The sequence below is a fragment of the Andreprevotia sp. IGB-42 genome, from assembly GCF_009848685.1.
Lineage (GTDB): Bacteria > Pseudomonadota > Gammaproteobacteria > Burkholderiales > Chitinibacteraceae > Andreprevotia.
The window spans coordinates 137,538-156,089 of sequence record NZ_WXTX01000004.1; the positions used below are offsets into that span (position 1 = coordinate 137,538).

Sequence of the window (18,552 nt, forward strand, 5' to 3'; positions counted from 1 at the left end):
GGCATGAATACAGCACAAGCAGACAAGCATTTTGATAGCGCTTGCAGGCCTGTTACCTTGTAGCAGTCCACGCAACAAAAAATGAATGCGCTTTCAGTTTTTTACGTCGAAGCCCATGCAAAACAGTACTCTTGCCAATACTCACAGAACGGAAACGGTTTAAAATACCGCGTCCACACAATAAGTTAGCCGCAACATAGCGGCACAATAACAAACAGATATTTTTCTGACAACGCTTTCAAGATGATGACCCCATGAACGAAAAAACGTCCACGCTCGAACAGGTGGCGCGTGAAGCTGGCGTTTCGCCCAGCACGGTTTCGCGCATCCTTAATGGCACCGCCGGTGTCAAGGACAGCAAGCGCGAGGCGGTAGAACGCGCCATCAGCAAGCTCAGCTATCAGCCCAACAAGGCCGCGCAAGCACTGGCCAGCGGCAGATCCATGACCATCGGCGTGCTCACGCAGAACATTGCCAGCCCCTTCTACGGCGAATGCCTGGAAGGGATAGAAAAGGGACTGTCCGGCACCGGCTATACCCCCATCTTTGCCAACGGCCACTGGGATGCCAAGGAAGAGGCGCACCGCATTGCGCTGCTGATCAGCCGCCAGGTAGACGGTCTGATTGTGCTGACGGGCGGTGTGACCGACGCCACGCTGGTGGAGCACGCACGGCGCATTCCCATCATCGTGACCGGGCGGCAGCTGCAAGCGCCCAACCTGGTGAGTTTCTGGCTGGATGATGCCGCCGCCGCGCGCGAAGCCACGCAGCATCTTGTCAGCCAGGGCCACCAGCAGATCGCGCACATTGCCGGCCCGCTGGATCATCCTGACAGTCAGGCGCGGCTGGCCGGCTACAAGGCAGCATTGCAGGCGGCCGGCCTCGCCATCGACGAGCGCCTGATCGCACAGGGCGATTACAGCGAAATGAGCGGTGTGCTCGCGGTCAGCCAGCTGCTGGCAGCGCGCGTGTCGTTCTCGGCCATTTTTGCCGCGAACGACCAGATGGCCTACGGCGCGCGGCTGGCGCTCTACCAGCGCGGGCTAAGGGTTCCGGAAGATGTATCGCTGGTGGGATTCGACGATCTGCCGCACTCCACCTACCTGGCGCCACCGCTGACCACCATACGCCAGCCCACGTTCGACATGGGTATTGCCGCTGCGCAAACGCTGGTCGACATGTTGCTCGGCAAAGCACCGGAGCCCCCGGAAATGGCACTGGAACTGGTCGTCAGGGATTCCACTCGTCGGTTACGCTAAGGGGAAACCCGCGTTTGGGGACATTGGGCTTTTCTGCCCAATCCTGACACGTTATCTTGCATGCATGGGCCAGCAACATTGCTGGCCAAAAAACGGCAACGTCGTGAACTGCGGTTCCGGAACGTTGCCATGAAGGTGGCCAGATAAGCCACCGGGAGACATGCAATGAAACGTTGTCTACAGGCCCCGATCGCGGCCTGCGCCTTGGCGTTGCTGTCGTCAGCCGCGCTGGCGCAAAACCTGACGGTAGCGGTTTTTCCAAAGCTGGATGAGGCCGTCAAGCTCGCGCTGCCGGTGTGGCAGCAGCGCCACCCCGATATCCCCGTCCGCCTCGTCACGCTCGGCTACGCCGATCACCACAACCGGCTGGCCACGCAGCTGGCCGGCAGTACCGGCGCGCCCGACGTGGTCGGCATCGAATCCACCTACCTGGGGCGTTTCAAGGCGGCAGGCGTACTGGAAAATCTCGCCATGACCCCTTATCACGCCAACCGGCTGGAAGCGCAGTTCGTGCACTACGCATATACACAGGCCACCGCCCGCAATGGCGCCGTATATGCGCTGCCGGCCGACGTGGGCCCCGGCACGCTGTTCTACCGCAAGGATCTCTTCGACAAGGCCGGCATCAACGAGGCGGACCTGACCGGCTCATGGGCCAGCCTGCTCGATGCCGGCCGCAAGCTCAAAGCCCGCTCCGGCCTTTACCTGCTGGCCAATGCGCACGATATGAAAAACCTCTACCTGCGTGCTGCAGCAGAAGAAGGCGAAGGCCTGTATTTCGACCAAGCCGGCCGGCCATTGGTAGAAAGCCCGCGCTTCGTACGCGCCTTCGAGCTGGCACGCACCGTGCGCCGCGAAGGGCTGGATGCAAAAATTTCCCCCTGGACCAATGAATGGGCAGCCATGCTGCGCAGCGGCAAGATCGCTGCGGTCGGCAGCGGCTCGTGGTTTGCCGGGCAATTGTCGAGCTGGGTAGCGCCCGATACCGCCGGCAAATGGCGCGCCGCGCAGTTGCCGGCGCACCGCTTTGCCGCCTGGGGCGGTTCGTTCTACGCCATACCCAAACGCGCGGCGAACAAGGCGCTGGCGTGGGAATTCATCCAGTTGCTGACCACCGATCCCAAAACCCAGCTTGCCACCATGCGCGCGCCAGCACTGCAGGCCCTTCCCGCACTGGTCACTGCATTGCGGGATCCATATGTGGATACGCCCATGCCCTTTTTTGGCGGTCAGCCGGCGCGCCAGCTGTGGCGCCACGCTGCACTGGCCACACCGGCATCCCCGCTGGACCGCAATGATCCAGTGGCCGAGGAGCTGGTAAACGCCGCTCTGGACGCCGTATTGTTCAAGGACAAGGATATCCGCGCTGCGCTGCGGGACGCACGCACGCAGATCGAGCAGCGCATCAGGCGATGACGCCACGGCGCTTATCCCCGCATGGCGTGGCGCCATATCTGTTCCTGGCGCCCTTCCTGCTGTTGTTCATCCTGTTCGTGGCAGTGCCGTTCGCCGGTTCGTTATGGCTGGCGTTCCGCCATGGCGATGCGGCCACGGGCCTCGCCGGGCTCGACTATGTGGGCTGGCACAACTTCCGCTTTGCCGGCAGCGACCCGCTGTTCTGGCATTCACTCGGCAACACGTTGATGCTGACGGTAATGGCCGGCGTGCCGCAACACCTGCTGGCACTGGGCTTGTCGTGGGCGATCTATACCAGGCTGGGCCGCGCCAGCGGCTGGGCGGGTTTTGTGTGCATGCTGCCCTACGTGACTTCGGCCATTGCCATTGCGCTGGTATTCATGACCTTGCTGTCCACCGAATACGGGCTGATCAACCGCTGGCTGGCGCTGGTGGGCTTGGGGCCGGTGGACTGGCTGCACGACGAGCTGTGGGTGAAGGTCTCGATCGCCGCACTGGTATGCTGGCGCTATGCCGGCTGGAATACCGTGCTCTACCTGACTGCATTGCAAGCATTGCCGGCCAGTTTGCTCGACGCTGCAGCCATCGATGGCGCCACCGGCTGGCGCCGCTACTGGTACGTGGTATTGCCGCAATTGCGGCCGATGATCGTGCTGGCCAGTACGCTCACCTTGATCGGCGGCTGCCAGTTGTTCGATGAATCCTTCATCCTGGCGCCCGACGGCGGTACCTCGCAATCCGCGCTCACCACCTCGGCCTACCTGTACCGGCTGGCCTTCGTGAATGGCGATCTGGGCGGCGCCACCGCCATGGCCTGGCTGCTGCTGGTGAGCACCGTCACGCTGATCGTTGCATATCAGTTGCTGTGGGGGCGCGGCCTGTGGCGCAGGATGGCATGAGGCGTGCACGTGCCGGCCAACTGCTGGCGCTGTTGTGGCTGGCCGCAGCGGCGTTGCTGATGCTGCTGCCATTCTGGAACTTGCTGGTTTTTTCCAGCCATAGCAGTGCAGAGATTTTCGGCCTGCCGCCGCCTGCGGATATCGGCGCGCAGTTTCCAGCCAACCTGCAAGCGCTTTCCGCCACGCCATTCTGGCAAGCGATGTTCAACAGTGCCTATGTGGTGCTGATGTCGACGCTGCTGTGCCTGGCCGTGTCATCGATGGCGGGCTTTGCGCTGGCGGTATACCGCTTCCGCGGCCAGAGCGTGGTGTTGGCACTGGCGGTACTGGGCATGCTGTTGCCGCCGTTCATGACCGTGGTGCCGTATTTCTTCTGGATCAACCAGTTGGGCTGGCTGGATCAGTACCGCGCGGTCTACATGCCTGCGGCAGTCAGTGGCATGGGCGTGCTGCTGATGCGGCAGTACATTTGCAGCGCCATTCCGCGCTGCCTGCTGGAAATCGGCCGGCTGGACGGCTGCAGCGAATGGCGGCTGTATCTGCAGATCGTGCTGCCGCTATGCAAGCCCGCATTGGCCACACTGGGCGTGGTCAGCTTCATTGCCGCATGGAACAGCTTTTTGCTGCCGCTGGTGGTGCTGCCCTCCCCCGAGCACTACACGGTACACGTGGCGTTGCGCGCGATGCAGAGTGCTGCCGGAGGCGAATGGGGTGTGGTGATGACCGGCGCCATGTTCGCGGTGCTACCCACGCTGGCGGTATTGATCATCGCTGCGCGGCACTGGCGCAGCATCCTCAGCATGACGGCTGACGCAGAAAACTGAGTCAGTCCGGTAAGCAAACCCTGTTTCCGTGGCGCGCATGCCGCGCGTTCATCACCTTTTCTTGACAGCCATATTGAAAGCGCTTTCAATTGCGCACAAAGCCACAGCGCTTTTTCAAAAACCAAAACGAGAATGGAGCGAGACAATGCAACGATGGATACGGCTGATCGTCAGCCTGTGCCTGTTACTGCCATTCCTGGCAGCCCCCGCACTGGCAGCGGACTACAGCAACGGCGTGGCCGTGACTGGCAATAGCGCCACGATCTGGTTCAAGTCGAACGTCAGCACCACCTGGGTGGACGTGCACTACAAGGTCAACAATGGCCCGCAGCAAAACCTGCGTAGCAGCTATAACGCCGCTACCGCGCGTTATGAACAGAAAGTGGATGCGGTCAGCGGCAACCTGCTCGCCTATTCGTTCACCTACAACAACGGCAACCCTGCGTACGACACGCCGGTGTTCACGCAGACCGTCGGTGCGGCGCCAACCAGCGCCCCCACTACTGCGCCAACCACAGTACCGACTCCAAAACCCACCACGCCAGCCACCAGCGTGCCGCTGCCCACGGTGAAGCCCACCGTTGCCCCGACCGCTACTCCGGGCACCGGTTGCTACGCCGCATGGAACAGCGGCACCGCGTATAACGGCGGCGCGCAGGTGAGCTATGCCAGCCGCAACTACACCGCCAAATGGTGGACGCAAGGCGAAATCCCGCCCAACAGCACCGGCGACGGCAAGCCATGGAACGACGTGGGCGCATGCGGCAACAGCGGTGTGACGCCGGTACCGACCACCAAGCCGACCACCGCGCCTACCGCAACCCCGACTGCTGTGCCGACCAAGGCCCCGACGGCCGTACCGACCGTGGCACCGACCACTGCGCCGGTACCGACCGGCATCCCCACCGGCAACGGCGTGATGACCATCCAGCTGCTGAACGGCACCAAGGGTGCGTATCCGGATAGCCAAGTTTACTGGTCCATCATCGGCTACAACCCGGATACCAAGCAGCTGGCGTACGTGGATGCCAGCGGCAAGCTCGTTCCGGCCACCGTGGCAGACAACAACGCCGCCAACCGCCTGACCAAGAACGGCCAGACCTACAGCAACTACTTCCAGAAGCTGAGCGACACCAGCTGGGTATCGCTGCCGCGCATCAACTCCGGCCGCATGTTCATCAGCGTGGGCTCGCCGATGTACATCAAGATCAACACCACCGGTGACGGCGCAACCGGCTTTGCCGGGCCGGACCTCGGCAACCCGACCGATCCCAACCAGGACGTGTACTTCGAATGGGTGGAGTTCACGGTGGACCAGTATGGCTACCACGGCAACTCCACCCGTGTGGACCAGTTCGGCTTCCCCATCACCACGCGGCTGATCAGCAATGACGGCTACGACAAGACCGTGGGTGAAACCGAATCGCGCGCCACCATCTTCTCGGCCTACCAGAACAACGTGCCGGCCGAGTTCAAGGGCCTGGTGCGCGCACCGTACCGCATCATTGCGCCGGGCAAGGGCTCGTTCGGCCCGGGCGGCGCGAATGCCAGCTACTTCGACAACTACGTGAACCAGGTGTGGAGCTACTACACCGGCCGCGAGCTGACCTTTACCGCAGAAGCGGGCACCTTCAGCGGCCACGTGGTGGGCAACGACTTCGTGTTCTCGAAGAACGGCGGCCCATACAACCTGTATATCCGCGGCAAGCCCACCACGCAGGCCATCCTGGAAGGCTCGGGCAACCTGGCAACCGGTACATCGGATGAACTGGTGGTGCAGGCGCAAATCACCGCAGCATTCAACCGCCACCTGATCCAGACCGTGGATCAGGCCAACTGGGCGAACGCGAGCTACTACTACCTCGCATCGCCGGCCAACTATTACGCGAAGTTCTGGCACGACCACAGCCTGAATGGCCTGGCTTATGGTTTCTGCTATGACGACGTCCGGAACCACAGCAGCCTGCTTGAACATGGCAACCCGAAAGCGTTGATCGTGAACATAGGCTGGTGAGGTAAGTAGTCAGCAGTCTTCCCTTGGCTTGAAAGGCGACGGTACATCCGTCGCCTTTTTTTTGCCTGCCGCCGGCCGGTGTTGCAAGCCGTGCCCATTGCCCGGGCATCCGGCCAAAAGGTTGGGCAGCACACCTTGCCCGTCCCTTATGATGCAAGCAACGCCCCGTTATCACTCACCACTCCGGGCAAGGAGAAACCCGTGCACCGCGTGCACCCCTTCATGGCTGCAGCTTCACCATGCGCATAGCAGCACTGGCACTGGCTGCCTGCTGCAGCTGGGCCCTTGCGCACACCGCCAGCGCACAGACCATCCACCTCGTCACCGGCAATTACCCGCCTTATGAATACGAGGAAGACGGTAAGGTGGTGGGGCTGGCGGTGGACATCCTGAAAGAAGCGTTCGCGCGCAGCCAGTGGCAGGTGGAAATCCGCGTGGTGCCGTGGGCGCGCGCATTGCGCGAGGCGCAACAGGGCGATGCCGATGCGGTTTTTTCCACGCTGAAAACCCCCGAACGCGAACAGGCCTACCTGTTTTCGCAGGAAAGCCTGGTGCCGTTCACCAGTTCCTTTTTCGTGCCGGCAAACAGCACCATCCGCTTTGACGGCAAGCTGGTGCCGCTGCTGCAGTACCGGTTCGGCGCGCTCAACGAAGCCAGCAACGGCAAGATGTTCGATAGCGCGGTCAAATCCGGCGAAATTGCCAATATCGAAATGGCCAACGACACACTGACCAATATCCGCAAGCTGATGGCCGGCCGCATCGACATCATGGTCAGCAATACCTACAGCGGCGTGCACTTCCTGAAGAAGAACCAGTTGACCGGCCGGGCCCGCGCACTGCAGCCGTATATCGATAGCAACCCCGCGTACATCGCCTTCACCCGCAAGCGCGACATGCGCAAGGCGCGCCAGGCATTCGATAGCGGCCTGGCGGCAATGAAGCGCGACGGCAGCTACCAGCGCATCATGGACCGCTACGCGCGCTGAGCGCGGGCGGCTTCCAGATCAAGACGGATCCGGCGCGAACAGCGCGCCCGCCTCACGGCGGCGCACTGCGCACCGTCCATCCTCATGCTGCCGGCTGTGCGGGCTTGCCGTGCTGGCCGTGCCGCAATACCACCCATGCCAGCACGAAAGCCACCAGTGCCGAGCCGGCGATGCCGGCCACCATCGGCCGCGCGGTGCCATCGACAAACTGGCCCACCACCGCCATCACGATCGCGCCCACCACAAACTGCAGCGTGCCCATCAGTGCCGATGCAGTGCCGGCAATAGCACCGTGCTCTTCCAGCGACAATACCGCGGTGGCCGGCACCACGAGGCCGAGGAAGCCGTAACCGATGAACAGCAGCACCAGCATCACGTCCAGCCGGGTAATGCCCAGCAGGTTGAGGGCCAGCAGCAACAGCATCACCAGCGCGTAACCAGTCACCGCGAACTTCACCATCTGCACCAGGCCGAAACGCTGTGCCAGCCGGCCGGTGAGCTGCGATACGCCGATGAACGACGCGGCATTGGCAGCAAACGCAAAGCTGTACTGGCGCGGCGTCAACCCGTAATGATCGATCAGCACGAACGACGAATTGGCCAGATAGGCAAAGAAGCTGGAAATACCGAATGCGCCGATGAACACCAGCCCCAGGTAATGGCGATCGCACAGCAAGGTGCGGTAGCCCGCCAGTGCGCTGCCCACGCTGCTGTTCACGCGCTCTTCCCGAGGGCGGGTTTCCGGCAGGCTGGTGGCCAGCAGGATCACGCCCAGGCCGGCCGCCACGGTCACCGCCCAGAACACCATGCGCCAGCCATGCCATTCGATCAGGAAGCTGCCGGCCAGCGGCGCCAGGATGGGCGACACGCTGAATACCAGCATCAAGAGCGACATCAGCCGCGCCGCATCATTGCCGGTATGCAGGTCACGTACGACGGCGCGCGGGATCACCATGCCGGCACTGGCGCCCAGCCCCTGCAGAAAGCGCAATGCGATCAGCGTGTGGACATCCGGCGCCAGCGCACAACCCACGCTGGCGGCGGCAAACAGCAGCAGGCCGAAATACAGCGGCGCCTTGCGGCCCACCATGTCCGATACCGGGCCGTAGATGATCTGGCCGATGCCGAGCGAGATGAAAAACGCCATCAGGCTGGCCTGTACCGCACCGGTCGATGCACCCAGGTTCTGCCCGATGGAGGGCAAGGCGGGCAGATACATGTCGATGGCAAACGGGCCGATGGCGGACAACAAGCCCAGTACCAGCGCCATGCGCAGGAAGTTTGATTTCATGAGGCAAACCTGGAAGAACGAAGCAAAGGCGGGAGCAGCAGACTGCTACGCAATGCGTATACAGCCCGGACAACCCTGCATGCTACCAACACCGGCCCCCTCATGGGGAGGTGTTACGGCAAGCAAAAGTACCGGAACGGCATGGCGCAGCGCGGATGGCACGCATGTATCCCGCGCAGACGGTTTCATTTTCGCATTGCCGGATGACGGTTGTTCAACCGCCATCCGGCCGCTGCCTGCCATGGGCAGGCAGACCATCAGGCCACCCGCTCACCCTTGCTCCATACCGCACGCACCAGCGGCGTGTGCGCGCTGGTGCGCACGCGGATCAGGTCTGCACGCAAGCCGGTGGCGATATCACCACGATCCGCCAGCCCCACCACGCGTGCCGGGTTGCCGGCTACGGTGGCAATGGCGCGCGGCAAGGTCCAGCCGGCTTCTTCCACCAGCAGGAACGCCGCGTGGAGCAGGCTGGCCGGCACGTAATCGGACGAGAACACATCCAGCAAACCGGCTCGCGCCAGATCCAGCGCCGCCACATTGCCCGAATGCGAGCCTCCGCGCACCGCATTGGGCGCCCCCATCACGATGCATTGGCCGGCATCGCGCGCAGCCTGCGCGGCCTGTAGCGTGGTGGGGAATTCGGAGATCGTCACGCCATCCGCAGTGGCTTCGGCCACGTGTGCGAGCGTGGTGTCGTCGTGGCTGGCCAGCGCAATGTGCCGCTCGCGGGCCAGATTCACTACCGCATGGCGGTTGCGCTGTGCATGATCGCGCTGCAGCTGGCTGCGCGCGGCCACTTCGTCCGCCAGCCGCTCGTCGCTCCAGTGGCCGTGCTTCTGCGCGTACACGCGGTATTTCTCCAGATCGCTCCACTGCCGCTGGCCGGGGGTATGGTCCATCACCGACAGCAGCTTCAGCAGCGGGTCGTCCAGATATTGGCCCAGCAGCTCGAGCACATCGGTGCTGGCCACTTCGCAGCGCAGGTGCAGCCAGTGCTCGACCTTGGTATGGCCGCCCGCCACCACCTCGCGCAGGGCATTGATCGACGGCACCAGCGTGCGGGCACGGAAACCGGTGGGGTCCAGGTCGCCCATGCACAGCGAATCGAAGACTGTGGTGATGCCGGCCGAGGCAATCTGCGCATCGTGGATCGCCAGCGCGGAGTGCACCGGCCATTCCACGCCGGGGCGTGGGCCCAGGTGCTTTTCCAGGTTGTCGGTATGCAATTCGACCAGGCCGGGCAGCAGGTAGTCCCCGCCGAAATCCTCGGCGCCGGCCAGTTGCGTCGGGCCGGTGGTCACCTCGGTGATCATGCCGTCTTCCACCCTTACCGTGCCGGTGAATACGTCGTCCGCAGTCACCACGCGGGCATTAGTTAGGGTCAGTGTGCGCATTGCGCGGCTCCTTGCGGAATGGCGAGCGGAAAGCAGCGGGTAGCCAGCCGGTTGCGGATGGCCACGTCATGGAAAATGCCGATGATGGCCGCGCCGCGCAGCCGCGCCGCATCGATCAGCTGCGCAACGCGCTCGGCATTGTCCGCATCCAGCGATGCAGTGGGTTCATCCAGCAGCAGCAGCGGTTTTTCCGCGATCAGCCCGCGCGCGATGTTCACCCGCTGCTGCTCGCCGCCGGAAAAGGTGGCGGGTGGCAATTGCCACAGCGCGGCAGGCAGTTGCAGCGCGCGCAGCAGCACGGCCGCGCGCTCGCGCGCTTCCTCCGCGCCCACGCCCAGCTCGCGCAATGGCTCGGCCACGATATCGAGCGTGGCCACGCGCGGGATCACCTGCAGAAACTGGCTGACATAGCCGATGGTATGGCGGCGCATCACCAGCACCTCGCGCGGGCTGGCCTTGCCCAGCTCCACCCAGTTGTCGTCGTGGCGGATGTGCACGCTGCCGCCCGTACTCAGGTAGTTGCCGTACAGGCAGCGCAGCAGCGTGCTCTTGCCGGCGCCGGACGGGCCGGCCAGCGCCACGCACTCGCCGCGTGCCACGGAAAAATCGATATCGGCCAGTACCGGCAGCTGTACGCCGCCCTGCTGGTGCAGCGTGAAGGTCTTGGCAAGGCCGCGTGTTTCTATCATCGTTTGCATGGCTATCCTTGGGCCGGCTGTGCCAGCGCCTGTGCGCGGTCACGGTAGGCTTTGAGTTCGATCATGTTGCCGCTGGGGTCGGCGAGGTAAAGCTTGGCGGTTTCGTCCGGCTGGCCGGCGTTGAGTACCTGCGGTGCCTTCAGCACATATGGCGTGCCCGCCAGGCGCCCGGCCAGTGCCTGCCAGTGCGCCCAGCCCAGCGTGGCGCCGAAGTGCCGGCTGCTCTGCTCCGCCACCGGCAACACTTGCGCTGGCTGGTGCTGCAAGGTGATCTGCGCGCCAAACAACCACACATCGCACCATGCATCGCGCACACGCCCGATGCGGGCGCCCAGCTCATCGCAATAGAAGGCGCGCGCCTCGGCCAGATCACGCACCGGAATCGACAGATGGAAAATGGGGTCTTCGCTCTGCATGTCGGTCATGGCGTCATACCTGCAGGATGGAAGAAACCAGCAACTGCGTGTACGGGTGTTGCGGATCATCCAGCACCTGGTCGGTCAGGCCGGTTTCCACCACGCGCCCGCCCTTCATCACCAGCAGCCGGTGCGCCAGCAGCCGCGCCACCGCCAGATCATGCGTGACGATCACTGCCGCCAAGCCGAAGCTCGTCACCAGCTCGCGCAGCAGGTCCAGCAGACGCGCCTGCACCGATACATCCAGCCCGGCGGTCGGTTCGTCCATCAGCACCAGCCGGGGCTTGGTCACCAGGTTGCGGGCAATCTGCAGCCGCTGCTGCATGCCACCGGAAAACTGCGCCGGCAGCTCGTCGATGCGGGCCGGATCGAGCTCCACCCGGGCCATCCAGTCCTGTGCGGTACTGCGGATCTGCCCGTAATGGCGGGCGCCGGTAGCCATCAGCCGCTCACCCACGTTGGCGCCGGCGCTCACGTTCATGCGCAGGCCATCACGCGGGTTCTGCTCGACAAAACCCCAGTCGGTACGCAGCAGCCAGCGGCGCTCGGCTTCGGATAACTTGGCCATGTCGGTGAGGCCGCGGCCGAGCAATGCGTATTCGATGGTGCCGGCATCCGCAGCCAGCCGTGTGGACAGCAGGTTGAGCAAGGTGGATTTGCCAGAGCCCGATTCACCCACTACCGCCAGCACTTCCCCCGGCCACAGCGAGAAACCGACATCCGCGCAGCCGATGCGTGCGCCATAGCGTTTGGTGAGGCCACTCACTTGCAACAAGGGATTCATGCTGCCTCCTTCACGGCGCTGCCGGCATGCCCTGCTGCCTGGCGGTTGCTGCAATATTCCGAATCCGAACACACGAACATGCGCCCGCCCACATCATCGAGCACCACTTCGTCCAGGAAGCTGTCGCTGGCGCCGCACAGCGCGCACGGCGCGTCCCACTGCTGCACGCTGAACGGGTGGTCTTCGAAATCCAGGCTTTCCACCTTGGTATACGGCGGGACCGCGTACACGCGCTTCTCGCGGCCAGCACCGAACAGCTGCAGCGCCGGGCTGTGGTTGAGCTTGGGGTTATCGAACTTGGGGATGGGTGACGGCGCCATCAGGTAGCGGTCGTTCACCAGCACCGGGTAATCATAGGTAGTGGCAATGTGCCCGTAGCGGGCGATGTCCTCGTACAGCTTCACATGCATGAAGCCGTAATCGGCCAGTGCATGCAGCTTGCGGGTGACCGCCTCGCGCGGCTCCAGCCGGTGCAGCGGTTCGGGCTCCGGCACCTGGTAAACCATGATCTGTCCGGCAGCCAGCGGCGTTTCCGGAATACGGTGCCGGGTCTGGATCACCGTGGCTTCCGGCGTGCGGTTGGTGGTGGCCACGCCGGCAGTGCGGGCAAAGAAGCGGCGGATGTTCACCGCGTTCACGGTGTCGTCCGAACCCTGGTCGATCACCTTGAGCACGTCATTGGTGCCGAGGATGGCCGCAGTCACCTGGATGCCGCCAGTACCCCAGCCATAGGGCAGCGGCATTTCGCGGCTGCCGAACGGTACCTGGTAACCGGGGATGGCCACTGCCTTGAGCAGCGCGCGGCGCAGCATGCGCTTGGTCTGCTCGTCCAGATAGGCAAAGTTGTAACCGCTGGTGGTCATGCCGTTTCCTCCTCCGGGGTGGGTTGACCGTGCGTGGCGCGCATGCGGCGCACCAGCTCCAGCTCGGACTGGAAGTCCACGTAATGCGGCAGTTTCAGATGCTGGACAAAGCCGCTGGCTTCCACGCTGTCCGAATGCGACAGCACGAATTCCGCCTGCTGCGCGGGTGACTTGATCGCTTCAGCCAGCTCCTGGCTGCGCAGCGAACGGTCCACCAGCGACATCGCCATCGCCTTGCGCTCGGCCTCGCCGAACGCCAGGCCATAGCCACGGGTGAATTGCGGCGGCGCGGTGCTGGAGCCGGCAAACTGGTTGACCATCTGGCATTCGGTCAGCGTGATGTCGCCGATCTCGATAGCAAAGCCCAGCTCTTCCGGCACGATTTCCAGCGCCACCTCGCCCATGCGGATTTCGCCGGCAAACGGGTGAGTATGCGAATAACCACGCTGCGTGGAATAACCCAGCGCCAGCAGAAAGCCTTCATCGGCACGTGCCAGGTTCTGCAGCCGCGTGGCACGGTCGGCAGGAAACTTGAGCGGCTCGCGTGACAGATCCACCGGTGCCGGGTCGCCATCGGGTGGGGTTTCCGGCTCGATCAGGCCTTCGCCCGCCAGCAGGTCGGTCACGCGCGGCATGTCGGCCGGCAGTGCTTCGGCCTGTGCCGGCGGCTCGGTAGCGACGCCATTGGCCAGCAAAGTGAAATCGAGCAGCCGCTGTGTGTAGTCGTACGTGGGGCCCAGTACCTGCCCGCCCGGCAGCTCCTTGAAGGTGGCCGAAATGCGGCGGCGGATACCCATGCGCGCGGTATCCACCGGCAAGGTGTAGCCGAAACGCGGCAAAGTGGTGCGGTAGGCACGCAGCAGGAAGATGGCTTCCACCTGATCGCCAGCGGCCTGCTTGATTGCGAGCGCGGCCAGGTCTTCATCGTAAAGCGAGCCTTCGCTCATCACGCGTGCCACGGCAAGGCGCATCTGCTGGCGGATCTGCGCGACCGACAGTTCGGGCACATCGGTATCGCCACGGCGTGCATCGGCCAGCAATGCATAGGAATTGAGGATGGCGGTTTCACCGCCCTTGACGGCAACGTACATGTCTAGCCCTCCCTGACGGTAGTGGTGCGCGGTATGCACAGGAAACGCGTGCCGGCCACCAGCACCAGATCGACGCCTAGCGGAAAACGGCCGTGGCTTTGCTGCCAGTCGCGCCAGAATTGATCCGGCAGGCCGGCAACACCGAGCCGGGTTTCCCCATCAATACCGGGGCCGGCAAAAACCAGCCCCTGCTCCCCGAACGCGCTGACCTGGATGATCAGCGTGGCGGAGCGATCCGGGTATTCCGCCTCGCCCTGCGCAAATGCGGCCAGTGCCGGCATGCTGGCGGGCTGGTCAATCAGTGCGAACCGCGCGGTGCCCGGGTCATCTACCAGCGGGCAGCCGCTGTGGAAACGCAGCCAGGCTTCGGGGCCGGCCGACTGCAGCCAGACGGGGGTTTCGTAATCACACAATGTCAGCGCGATGGCGCTCGCAGCCGGGGCCAGCGGGGCCGGCGCCGTCACGGCAACCTGCAGCGCATGGATGCGGCCGGGTTGCGCCATGGCATCGAGCAACTGGCGGAAAATCCGTTGCGAATCGGGCGCAGGCTGCGGCAGGCCGGGCAGTAACGGGGTATGCGGTGCGTTCATGATCAGTCTCCGCGTGCCAGGGTGAAGAAATTGACCCGCGTAGCTGCGGCCTGCGCGCTGGCCTTGTCGCGCGCTGCAGCCTGCCGTGCGGCCAGCGGTGCAATCAGCCCGGGCAACAGATCGGCCTGGCGGGTTTCGTCCTGCAACAGCAGATCGAACAGCGCCACCAGCTCGGCATGGCGGCTGTCACGCCCCTGCACATAGCCCACCCCCAGCCGGCCCGTTTCGTCCTGCACTGCGCAGCGCGTGACGGAGACTTCCCCCTGGTTGTACTGCTGGCCGGTGCCACCGGCACGCGCCCGCACCATCATCAGCCCACTTTCCGGGCGGCGCAGCCAGCTCAATGCCGGCAATGCATGGCGCGCCAGCTGTGTTTCCAGCTCCGCCACGCCAGCCCTTGCCAGTACCGCCAGCCAGCGCTGGCGCGCCGCTTGTGCTGCTACTTCCCTGTTACCACTCTGCTCTGACATCCCGCCTCCATGTATACATATCTATACAAGTTACCGGGCAGAGTATCGGCCTAAACCTTGCTGACAGTAAATCACTGCTTCGTGAATCTTTTTTGAAATTGATGCTACCCGGCACGGATTGCGGCACCATCGCCCTTTCACGCACAGATACAGAGAGAGCGCGGCATGATCCAGCGCGGTTCCGGCGTCGCGGTATGGCGCCAGATCGAACAGACCATCGAGGCTGAAATCAGTCGCAATGTATACAAACCGAGCGAACGGCTGCCTACCGAGGCGGAGTTTGCCGCGCGTTTCGAGGTCAACCGCCACACGATAAGGCGCGCCATTGCCGCGCTGGAATCGCGCGGGCTGGTGCGGGTGGAGCAGGGTCGCGGCATTTTCCTGCTCGACTACGCGGTCAACTACAACGTGGGCAAGCGCACGCGCTTCTCGGAAACCCTCAGACAGCAGAAGCTCGATGGCAGCCGCACCATGCTGCGCGCGCTGGAAGTACCCGCCACGCCCAAGATCGCACAGGCGCTGGCGCTGCAGGAGGGCGAACGCGTGCTGCAGATCGATACAGTGGGGCGTGCCGATGGCCGCGTGATCAACTTTGCCACGCATTACTTCCCGGCAGTGCGCTTTGCCGGCCTTGCCGAGGCATTCGAGGAAACCGGCTCGATCACCGAGGCACTCAAGCGCTACGGCGTGGCCGATTACGAACGCGTGGAAAGCCGCATTACCGCGCGCATGCCGGACGACAACGTGGCGCGCCTGCTGCAACAGACCCGCAACCAGCCGGTACTGCAGGTGGAAGGCATCAATGTCGACCAGGACGGCACGCCGATCGAATACGGCATCGGCCGCTTTGCCGGCGACGCGGTGCAACTGATAGCCAATAACCGCGATCTGTAACGCCACCGCTCCCACCAGCCGACGCGCAGGCCAGCGTGCAAAACTTGTCTAGATATCCAACAAAACCGTCATGCAAACCGCTTAGAATCGTTGTTATCTTCCAGGGAGACGAGCGATGCTGAAAGGAATCGTGGCGCGACGCGCGCTGCTTGCAGATGGCACATGGGCCGATACCACGCTGTTCATCGAAAACGGCAACATCAGCCATATCGGCGGCGCTGCCGGTACGGGCTGGCTGGATACCGGCAACTACCTGGTACTGCCCGGCATCGTGGACATCCATGGCGATGCATTCGAGCGGCAGATCCTGCCCCGGCCGGAAGCGGCGTTTCCGCTGCAACTGGCACTGGCCGATACCGACCGCCAACTGATCGCCAACGGCATCACCACTGCCTATCATGGCATCACCTGGAGCTGGGAAGGTGGCCTGCGCGGCCGTGAAAACGCCATCGGCATCCGCCGTGCACTCACTCAGCTGAAACCGCAGCTCGCTGCCGATCACCGCATCCACCTGCGCTGGGAAACCTTCAACCTGGCGGCCGTCAACGAGATAGCCGACTGGCTGGCTACCGGCCATGTGGATCTGCTGGCGTTCAACGACCATATCGACATGGTGGTGGAGCGGCTGGGCGACGACGGCAAGCTGCGCAAGTACGCAGACCGCGCCGGCATGCCGCTGGCTGATTTCCGCACGCTGGTGGAACAGACCGCCGCACGCCACGCCGAAGTACCCGCCGCCATCGAAAAGCTGGCCGCGCATGCGCGCGCCGCCGGGGTGGCCATGGCCTCGCACGACGACGACACCCTCGCCGAGCGCACGCATTTCCATACCATCGGCTGCAGCATCAGCGAGTTTCCGCGTACGCCGGAAGCCACCGAAAGCGCCAAGACACTGGGCAGCCCCATTGTATTCGGCGCGCCCAATGTAGTGCGTGGTGGCAGCCACTGCGGCGCTCCCACCGCGCGCGACATGGTCGCGGCAGAGCGCTGCGACATCCTGGCATCGGATTACTACTACCCCGCGCCACTGGCGGCCGCCTGCCAGCTGGTACATGAAGATGTTTGCGGCTGGGAGCGCGCCTGGGCACTGGTTTCGCGCAACCCGGCGCGTGCCGCTGGCCTCACCGACCGGGGCGAGCTGGCAGCCGGTCAGCGTGCCGACCTGGTGGTGATCGATACCCGCAACCCCGCCGCACCGCGCGTGGTGGCCAGCATCGTGGCCGGCCAGCTGGTGCATCTGGCAGAGGACCTGCCACGGAGCAACTGATGGCTTATCGCTACGCGATCTACCTGGTGCCGCCTGCTGAACATCCGCTCTGGCACGCCGGCACGCACTGGCTGGGCAGCGATCCGGCAACGGCTGCTGCGCTGCGGCCACCGCAATTGCCGGGGCTGGATGCCGCCAGCCAGCACGCGATTACCTCGGAACCGCGCCGCTATGGGCTGCACGCCACACTCAAGGCGCCGTTCCGGCTGCGCGATGACTGCAATGCAGCAGACCTGATCGCTGCACTGCAGGCGTTCACCCGGGCTTTGCAACCGTTCACCTTGCCAGCGTTGCAGGTCACCGAACTCGATGGCTTCCTGTGCCTGCGGCCTGCGGCGGAATCACAAGCACTGCAGGCATTGGCCGACGCATGCGTGGTGGAGCTCGATGCCTTCCGCGCGCCGCTGAGCGATACCGAACTGGCACGCCGCAAACCCGATCTGCTCGATGCGCGCGGCAAAGCGCTGCTGGCGCGCTGGGCATACCCGCACGTTTTCGAGCGCTTCCGCTGCCATATCACGCTGAGCGGGCGTTTGCCGCCTTCCGCCCGCAATGACTTGCTGCCGGCACTGGTGGCGCTGTTTGCGCCGGCACTGGCAGAACCGCTGCCGGCACAGCTTGCGCTGTTCGCCGAAGACCATGCCGGCGCGGCATTCCGGCTGGTGCAGCGTTTTTCTTTGGGGGGCAACGCATGAGTGGCAGGCTGATCATCGTGCTGGGCGCATCCGGCGTGGGCAAGGACAGCGTGATTGCGTATGCAAGAAGCGCTCTGGACAACCGCCATGCCGTCCGCACCGTGAACGGGCATGAGGGCAAAACCTGCATTGCCGCGCATGGCGCACGCGCGCCGCAGGTGCGCTTTGCGCAGCGCTACATCACCCGCCCCGCGGCTGCGGGTGGCGAAGCCCACCGCGAAATGAATGCAGACGAATTCGCGCTATGGCTGGCGCACGACCGTTTTGCGCTGTGGTGGCAAAGCCATGGCCTGCAGTACGGCATCGGCACCGAGATCGATGCATGGCTGGCGGGTGGCGTGACGGTGGTAGTCAATGGTTCGCGTGCCAATATCGCCGCGGCGCAGCAACGCTACCCGGAGCTGGAAGTGGCGCTGTTCACCGCCACGCCCGCCACGCTGGCAGCACGACTGGCTGCACGTGGCCGGGAAAGCGGGGCCGATATCGCAACCCGGCTGGCGCGCAGCACGCCGCCGCTGCCAGACACCATCAGCGTGCATGAAATCGCCAACGATGGCGCACTGGAAGCAGCTGGCGAGCAGTTCCTGGCCTTGCTGCTGGGCCAGCCCGGCTAAGCGCCGCTAACACAACCTTGCTGGCGGGGTTGTGCGCGGGCGCCGAGCCTAACTTGTCATACGTCTTGTACGGCCTGCGTT

At 64.0% G+C, this 18,552-nt stretch carries 19 protein-coding genes; 10 read left to right on the forward strand and 9 right to left on the reverse strand.

Annotation, left to right across the window (positions count from 1 at the left end):
* Positions 1-254: 254 nt before the first annotated feature.
* The 6 genes from IGB42_RS07675 to IGB42_RS07700 all read left to right on the forward strand — a co-directional run bounded on the left by IGB42_RS07675 (position 255) and on the right by IGB42_RS07700 (position 7,401).
* The gene (locus tag IGB42_RS07675; protein WP_159669427.1) at positions 255-1,259 is read left to right on the forward strand and encodes a LacI family DNA-binding transcriptional regulator; all 1,005 of its coding nucleotides are present in this window, start codon (positions 255-257) and stop codon (positions 1,257-1,259) included.
* A 165-nt stretch (positions 1,260-1,424) separates the two neighbouring features.
* Positions 1,425-2,675, forward strand: a complete 1,251-nt coding sequence (locus tag IGB42_RS07680) for an extracellular solute-binding protein (protein ID WP_159669429.1) — start codon at positions 1,425-1,427, stop codon at positions 2,673-2,675.
* Positions 2,672-3,574, forward strand: coding sequence for a carbohydrate ABC transporter permease (locus tag IGB42_RS07685; RefSeq protein WP_159669431.1), 903 nt, complete (start codon positions 2,672-2,674; stop codon positions 3,572-3,574). The genes IGB42_RS07680 and IGB42_RS07685 overlap by 4 nt, the downstream gene beginning before the upstream one ends.
* Positions 3,571-4,398: a carbohydrate ABC transporter permease gene (locus IGB42_RS07690; RefSeq protein ID WP_159669433.1), complete on the forward strand. Its 828-nt coding sequence runs from the start codon at positions 3,571-3,573 to the stop codon at positions 4,396-4,398. Before IGB42_RS07685 ends, IGB42_RS07690 begins: the two co-directional genes overlap by 4 nt.
* A 145-nt stretch (positions 4,399-4,543) precedes the next feature.
* Positions 4,544-6,412 (forward strand): beta-1,3-glucanase family protein, encoded by a 1,869-nt coding sequence (locus tag IGB42_RS22520; protein ID WP_159669435.1) that lies wholly within the window; start codon positions 4,544-4,546, stop codon positions 6,410-6,412.
* Between the two features lie 239 nt (positions 6,413-6,651).
* A complete protein-coding gene (locus tag IGB42_RS07700; RefSeq protein WP_159669438.1) occupies positions 6,652-7,401 on the forward strand; it encodes an ABC transporter substrate-binding protein in 750 nt (249 codons plus the stop codon).
* Positions 7,402-7,483: 82 nt separating this feature from the next.
* Here the strand turns inward: IGB42_RS07700 and IGB42_RS07705 are convergent, their stop codons facing one another.
* The 9 genes from IGB42_RS07705 to phnG form a co-directional block, all read right to left on the reverse strand.
* Positions 7,484-8,692, reverse strand: coding sequence for a multidrug effflux MFS transporter (locus IGB42_RS07705; RefSeq protein WP_159669440.1), 1,209 nt, complete (start codon positions 8,690-8,692; stop codon positions 7,484-7,486).
* A gap of 257 nt (positions 8,693-8,949) precedes the next feature.
* Complete coding sequence (locus tag IGB42_RS07710; protein WP_159669443.1) at positions 8,950-10,089, reverse strand: alpha-D-ribose 1-methylphosphonate 5-triphosphate diphosphatase; 1,140 nt, start codon at positions 10,087-10,089, stop codon at positions 8,950-8,952.
* The gene (gene phnL / locus IGB42_RS07715) at positions 10,077-10,787 is read right to left on the reverse strand and encodes a phosphonate C-P lyase system protein PhnL (protein WP_159669446.1); all 711 of its coding nucleotides are present in this window, start codon (positions 10,785-10,787) and stop codon (positions 10,077-10,079) included. Before phnL ends, IGB42_RS07710 begins: the two co-directional genes overlap by 13 nt.
* 2 nt (positions 10,788-10,789) lie before the next feature.
* Positions 10,790-11,212: a VOC family protein gene (locus IGB42_RS07720; protein WP_201799861.1), complete on the reverse strand. Its 423-nt coding sequence runs from the start codon at positions 11,210-11,212 to the stop codon at positions 10,790-10,792.
* Positions 11,213-11,216: 4 nt separating this feature from the next.
* Complete coding sequence (gene phnK, locus IGB42_RS07725; protein WP_159669449.1) at positions 11,217-11,987, reverse strand: phosphonate C-P lyase system protein PhnK; 771 nt, start codon at positions 11,985-11,987, stop codon at positions 11,217-11,219.
* Positions 11,984-12,850, reverse strand: a complete 867-nt coding sequence (locus IGB42_RS07730; protein ID WP_159669452.1) for an alpha-D-ribose 1-methylphosphonate 5-phosphate C-P-lyase PhnJ — start codon at positions 12,848-12,850, stop codon at positions 11,984-11,986. Before IGB42_RS07730 ends, phnK begins: the two co-directional genes overlap by 4 nt.
* Positions 12,847-13,941, reverse strand: a complete 1,095-nt coding sequence (locus IGB42_RS07735; protein ID WP_159669455.1) for a carbon-phosphorus lyase complex subunit PhnI — start codon at positions 13,939-13,941, stop codon at positions 12,847-12,849. The genes IGB42_RS07730 and IGB42_RS07735 overlap by 4 nt, the downstream gene beginning before the upstream one ends.
* A gap of 2 nt (positions 13,942-13,943) precedes the next feature.
* The gene (gene phnH / locus IGB42_RS07740; RefSeq protein ID WP_159669458.1) at positions 13,944-14,531 is read right to left on the reverse strand and encodes a phosphonate C-P lyase system protein PhnH; all 588 of its coding nucleotides are present in this window, start codon (positions 14,529-14,531) and stop codon (positions 13,944-13,946) included.
* A 2-nt stretch (positions 14,532-14,533) separates the two neighbouring features.
* A complete protein-coding gene (phnG, locus tag IGB42_RS07745; RefSeq protein WP_159669461.1) occupies positions 14,534-15,001 on the reverse strand; it encodes a phosphonate C-P lyase system protein PhnG in 468 nt (155 codons plus the stop codon).
* Between the two features lie 165 nt (positions 15,002-15,166).
* Here phnG and phnF point away from each other — a divergent pair, with 165 nt between their 5' ends.
* The 4 genes from phnF to phnN all read left to right on the forward strand — a co-directional run bounded on the left by phnF (position 15,167) and on the right by phnN (position 18,471).
* A complete protein-coding gene (gene phnF / locus IGB42_RS07750) occupies positions 15,167-15,895 on the forward strand; it encodes a phosphonate metabolism transcriptional regulator PhnF (RefSeq protein ID WP_159669464.1) in 729 nt (242 codons plus the stop codon).
* A gap of 115 nt (positions 15,896-16,010) precedes the next feature.
* Complete coding sequence (locus tag IGB42_RS07755) at positions 16,011-17,162, forward strand: alpha-D-ribose 1-methylphosphonate 5-triphosphate diphosphatase (RefSeq protein WP_159669467.1); 1,152 nt, start codon at positions 16,011-16,013, stop codon at positions 17,160-17,162.
* Positions 17,162-17,857 carry a DUF1045 domain-containing protein gene (locus IGB42_RS07760; protein WP_159669470.1) on the forward strand — a complete coding sequence of 232 codons (696 nt, stop codon included), beginning with the start codon at positions 17,162-17,164 and terminating at the stop codon, positions 17,855-17,857. Before IGB42_RS07755 ends, IGB42_RS07760 begins: the two co-directional genes overlap by 1 nt.
* Positions 17,854-18,471, forward strand: coding sequence for a phosphonate metabolism protein/1,5-bisphosphokinase (PRPP-forming) PhnN (phnN, locus tag IGB42_RS07765; RefSeq protein ID WP_159669473.1), 618 nt, complete (start codon positions 17,854-17,856; stop codon positions 18,469-18,471). The genes IGB42_RS07760 and phnN overlap by 4 nt, the downstream gene beginning before the upstream one ends.
* The last annotated feature ends 81 nt before the right edge of the window (positions 18,472-18,552 follow it).

What these genes read in the sequence shown, in the direction of transcription:
- IGB42_RS07675 (WP_159669427.1), top strand. Translation starts at nt 255, where the DNA reads ATGAACGAAAAAACGTCCACGCTCGAACAGGTGGCGCGTGAAGCTGGC.
- IGB42_RS07680 (WP_159669429.1), top strand. Translation starts at nt 1,425, where the DNA reads ATGAAACGTTGTCTACAGGCCCCGATCGCGGCCTGCGCCTTGGCGTTG.
- IGB42_RS07685 (WP_159669431.1), top strand. Translation starts at nt 2,672, where the DNA reads ATGACGCCACGGCGCTTATCCCCGCATGGCGTGGCGCCATATCTGTTC.
- IGB42_RS07690 (WP_159669433.1), top strand. Translation starts at nt 3,571, where the DNA reads ATGAGGCGTGCACGTGCCGGCCAACTGCTGGCGCTGTTGTGGCTGGCC.
- IGB42_RS22520 (WP_159669435.1), top strand. Translation starts at nt 4,544, where the DNA reads ATGCAACGATGGATACGGCTGATCGTCAGCCTGTGCCTGTTACTGCCA.
- IGB42_RS07700 (WP_159669438.1), top strand. Translation starts at nt 6,652, where the DNA reads ATGCGCATAGCAGCACTGGCACTGGCTGCCTGCTGCAGCTGGGCCCTT.
- IGB42_RS07705 (WP_159669440.1), bottom strand. Translation starts at nt 8,692, where the DNA reads ATGAAATCAAACTTCCTGCGCATGGCGCTGGTACTGGGCTTGTTGTCC.
- IGB42_RS07710 (WP_159669443.1), bottom strand. Translation starts at nt 10,089, where the DNA reads ATGCGCACACTGACCCTAACTAATGCCCGCGTGGTGACTGCGGACGAC.
- phnL (WP_159669446.1), bottom strand. Translation starts at nt 10,787, where the DNA reads ATGCAAACGATGATAGAAACACGCGGCCTTGCCAAGACCTTCACGCTG.
- IGB42_RS07720 (WP_201799861.1), bottom strand. Translation starts at nt 11,212, where the DNA reads ATGACCGACATGCAGAGCGAAGACCCCATTTTCCATCTGTCGATTCCG.
- phnK (WP_159669449.1), bottom strand. Translation starts at nt 11,987, where the DNA reads ATGAATCCCTTGTTGCAAGTGAGTGGCCTCACCAAACGCTATGGCGCA.
- IGB42_RS07730 (WP_159669452.1), bottom strand. Translation starts at nt 12,850, where the DNA reads ATGACCACCAGCGGTTACAACTTTGCCTATCTGGACGAGCAGACCAAG.
- IGB42_RS07735 (WP_159669455.1), bottom strand. Translation starts at nt 13,941, where the DNA reads ATGTACGTTGCCGTCAAGGGCGGTGAAACCGCCATCCTCAATTCCTAT.
- phnH (WP_159669458.1), bottom strand. Translation starts at nt 14,531, where the DNA reads ATGAACGCACCGCATACCCCGTTACTGCCCGGCCTGCCGCAGCCTGCG.
- phnG (WP_159669461.1), bottom strand. Translation starts at nt 15,001, where the DNA reads ATGTCAGAGCAGAGTGGTAACAGGGAAGTAGCAGCACAAGCGGCGCGC.
- phnF (WP_159669464.1), top strand. Translation starts at nt 15,167, where the DNA reads ATGATCCAGCGCGGTTCCGGCGTCGCGGTATGGCGCCAGATCGAACAG.
- IGB42_RS07755 (WP_159669467.1), top strand. Translation starts at nt 16,011, where the DNA reads ATGCTGAAAGGAATCGTGGCGCGACGCGCGCTGCTTGCAGATGGCACA.
- IGB42_RS07760 (WP_159669470.1), top strand. Translation starts at nt 17,162, where the DNA reads ATGGCTTATCGCTACGCGATCTACCTGGTGCCGCCTGCTGAACATCCG.
- phnN (WP_159669473.1), top strand. Translation starts at nt 17,854, where the DNA reads ATGAGTGGCAGGCTGATCATCGTGCTGGGCGCATCCGGCGTGGGCAAG.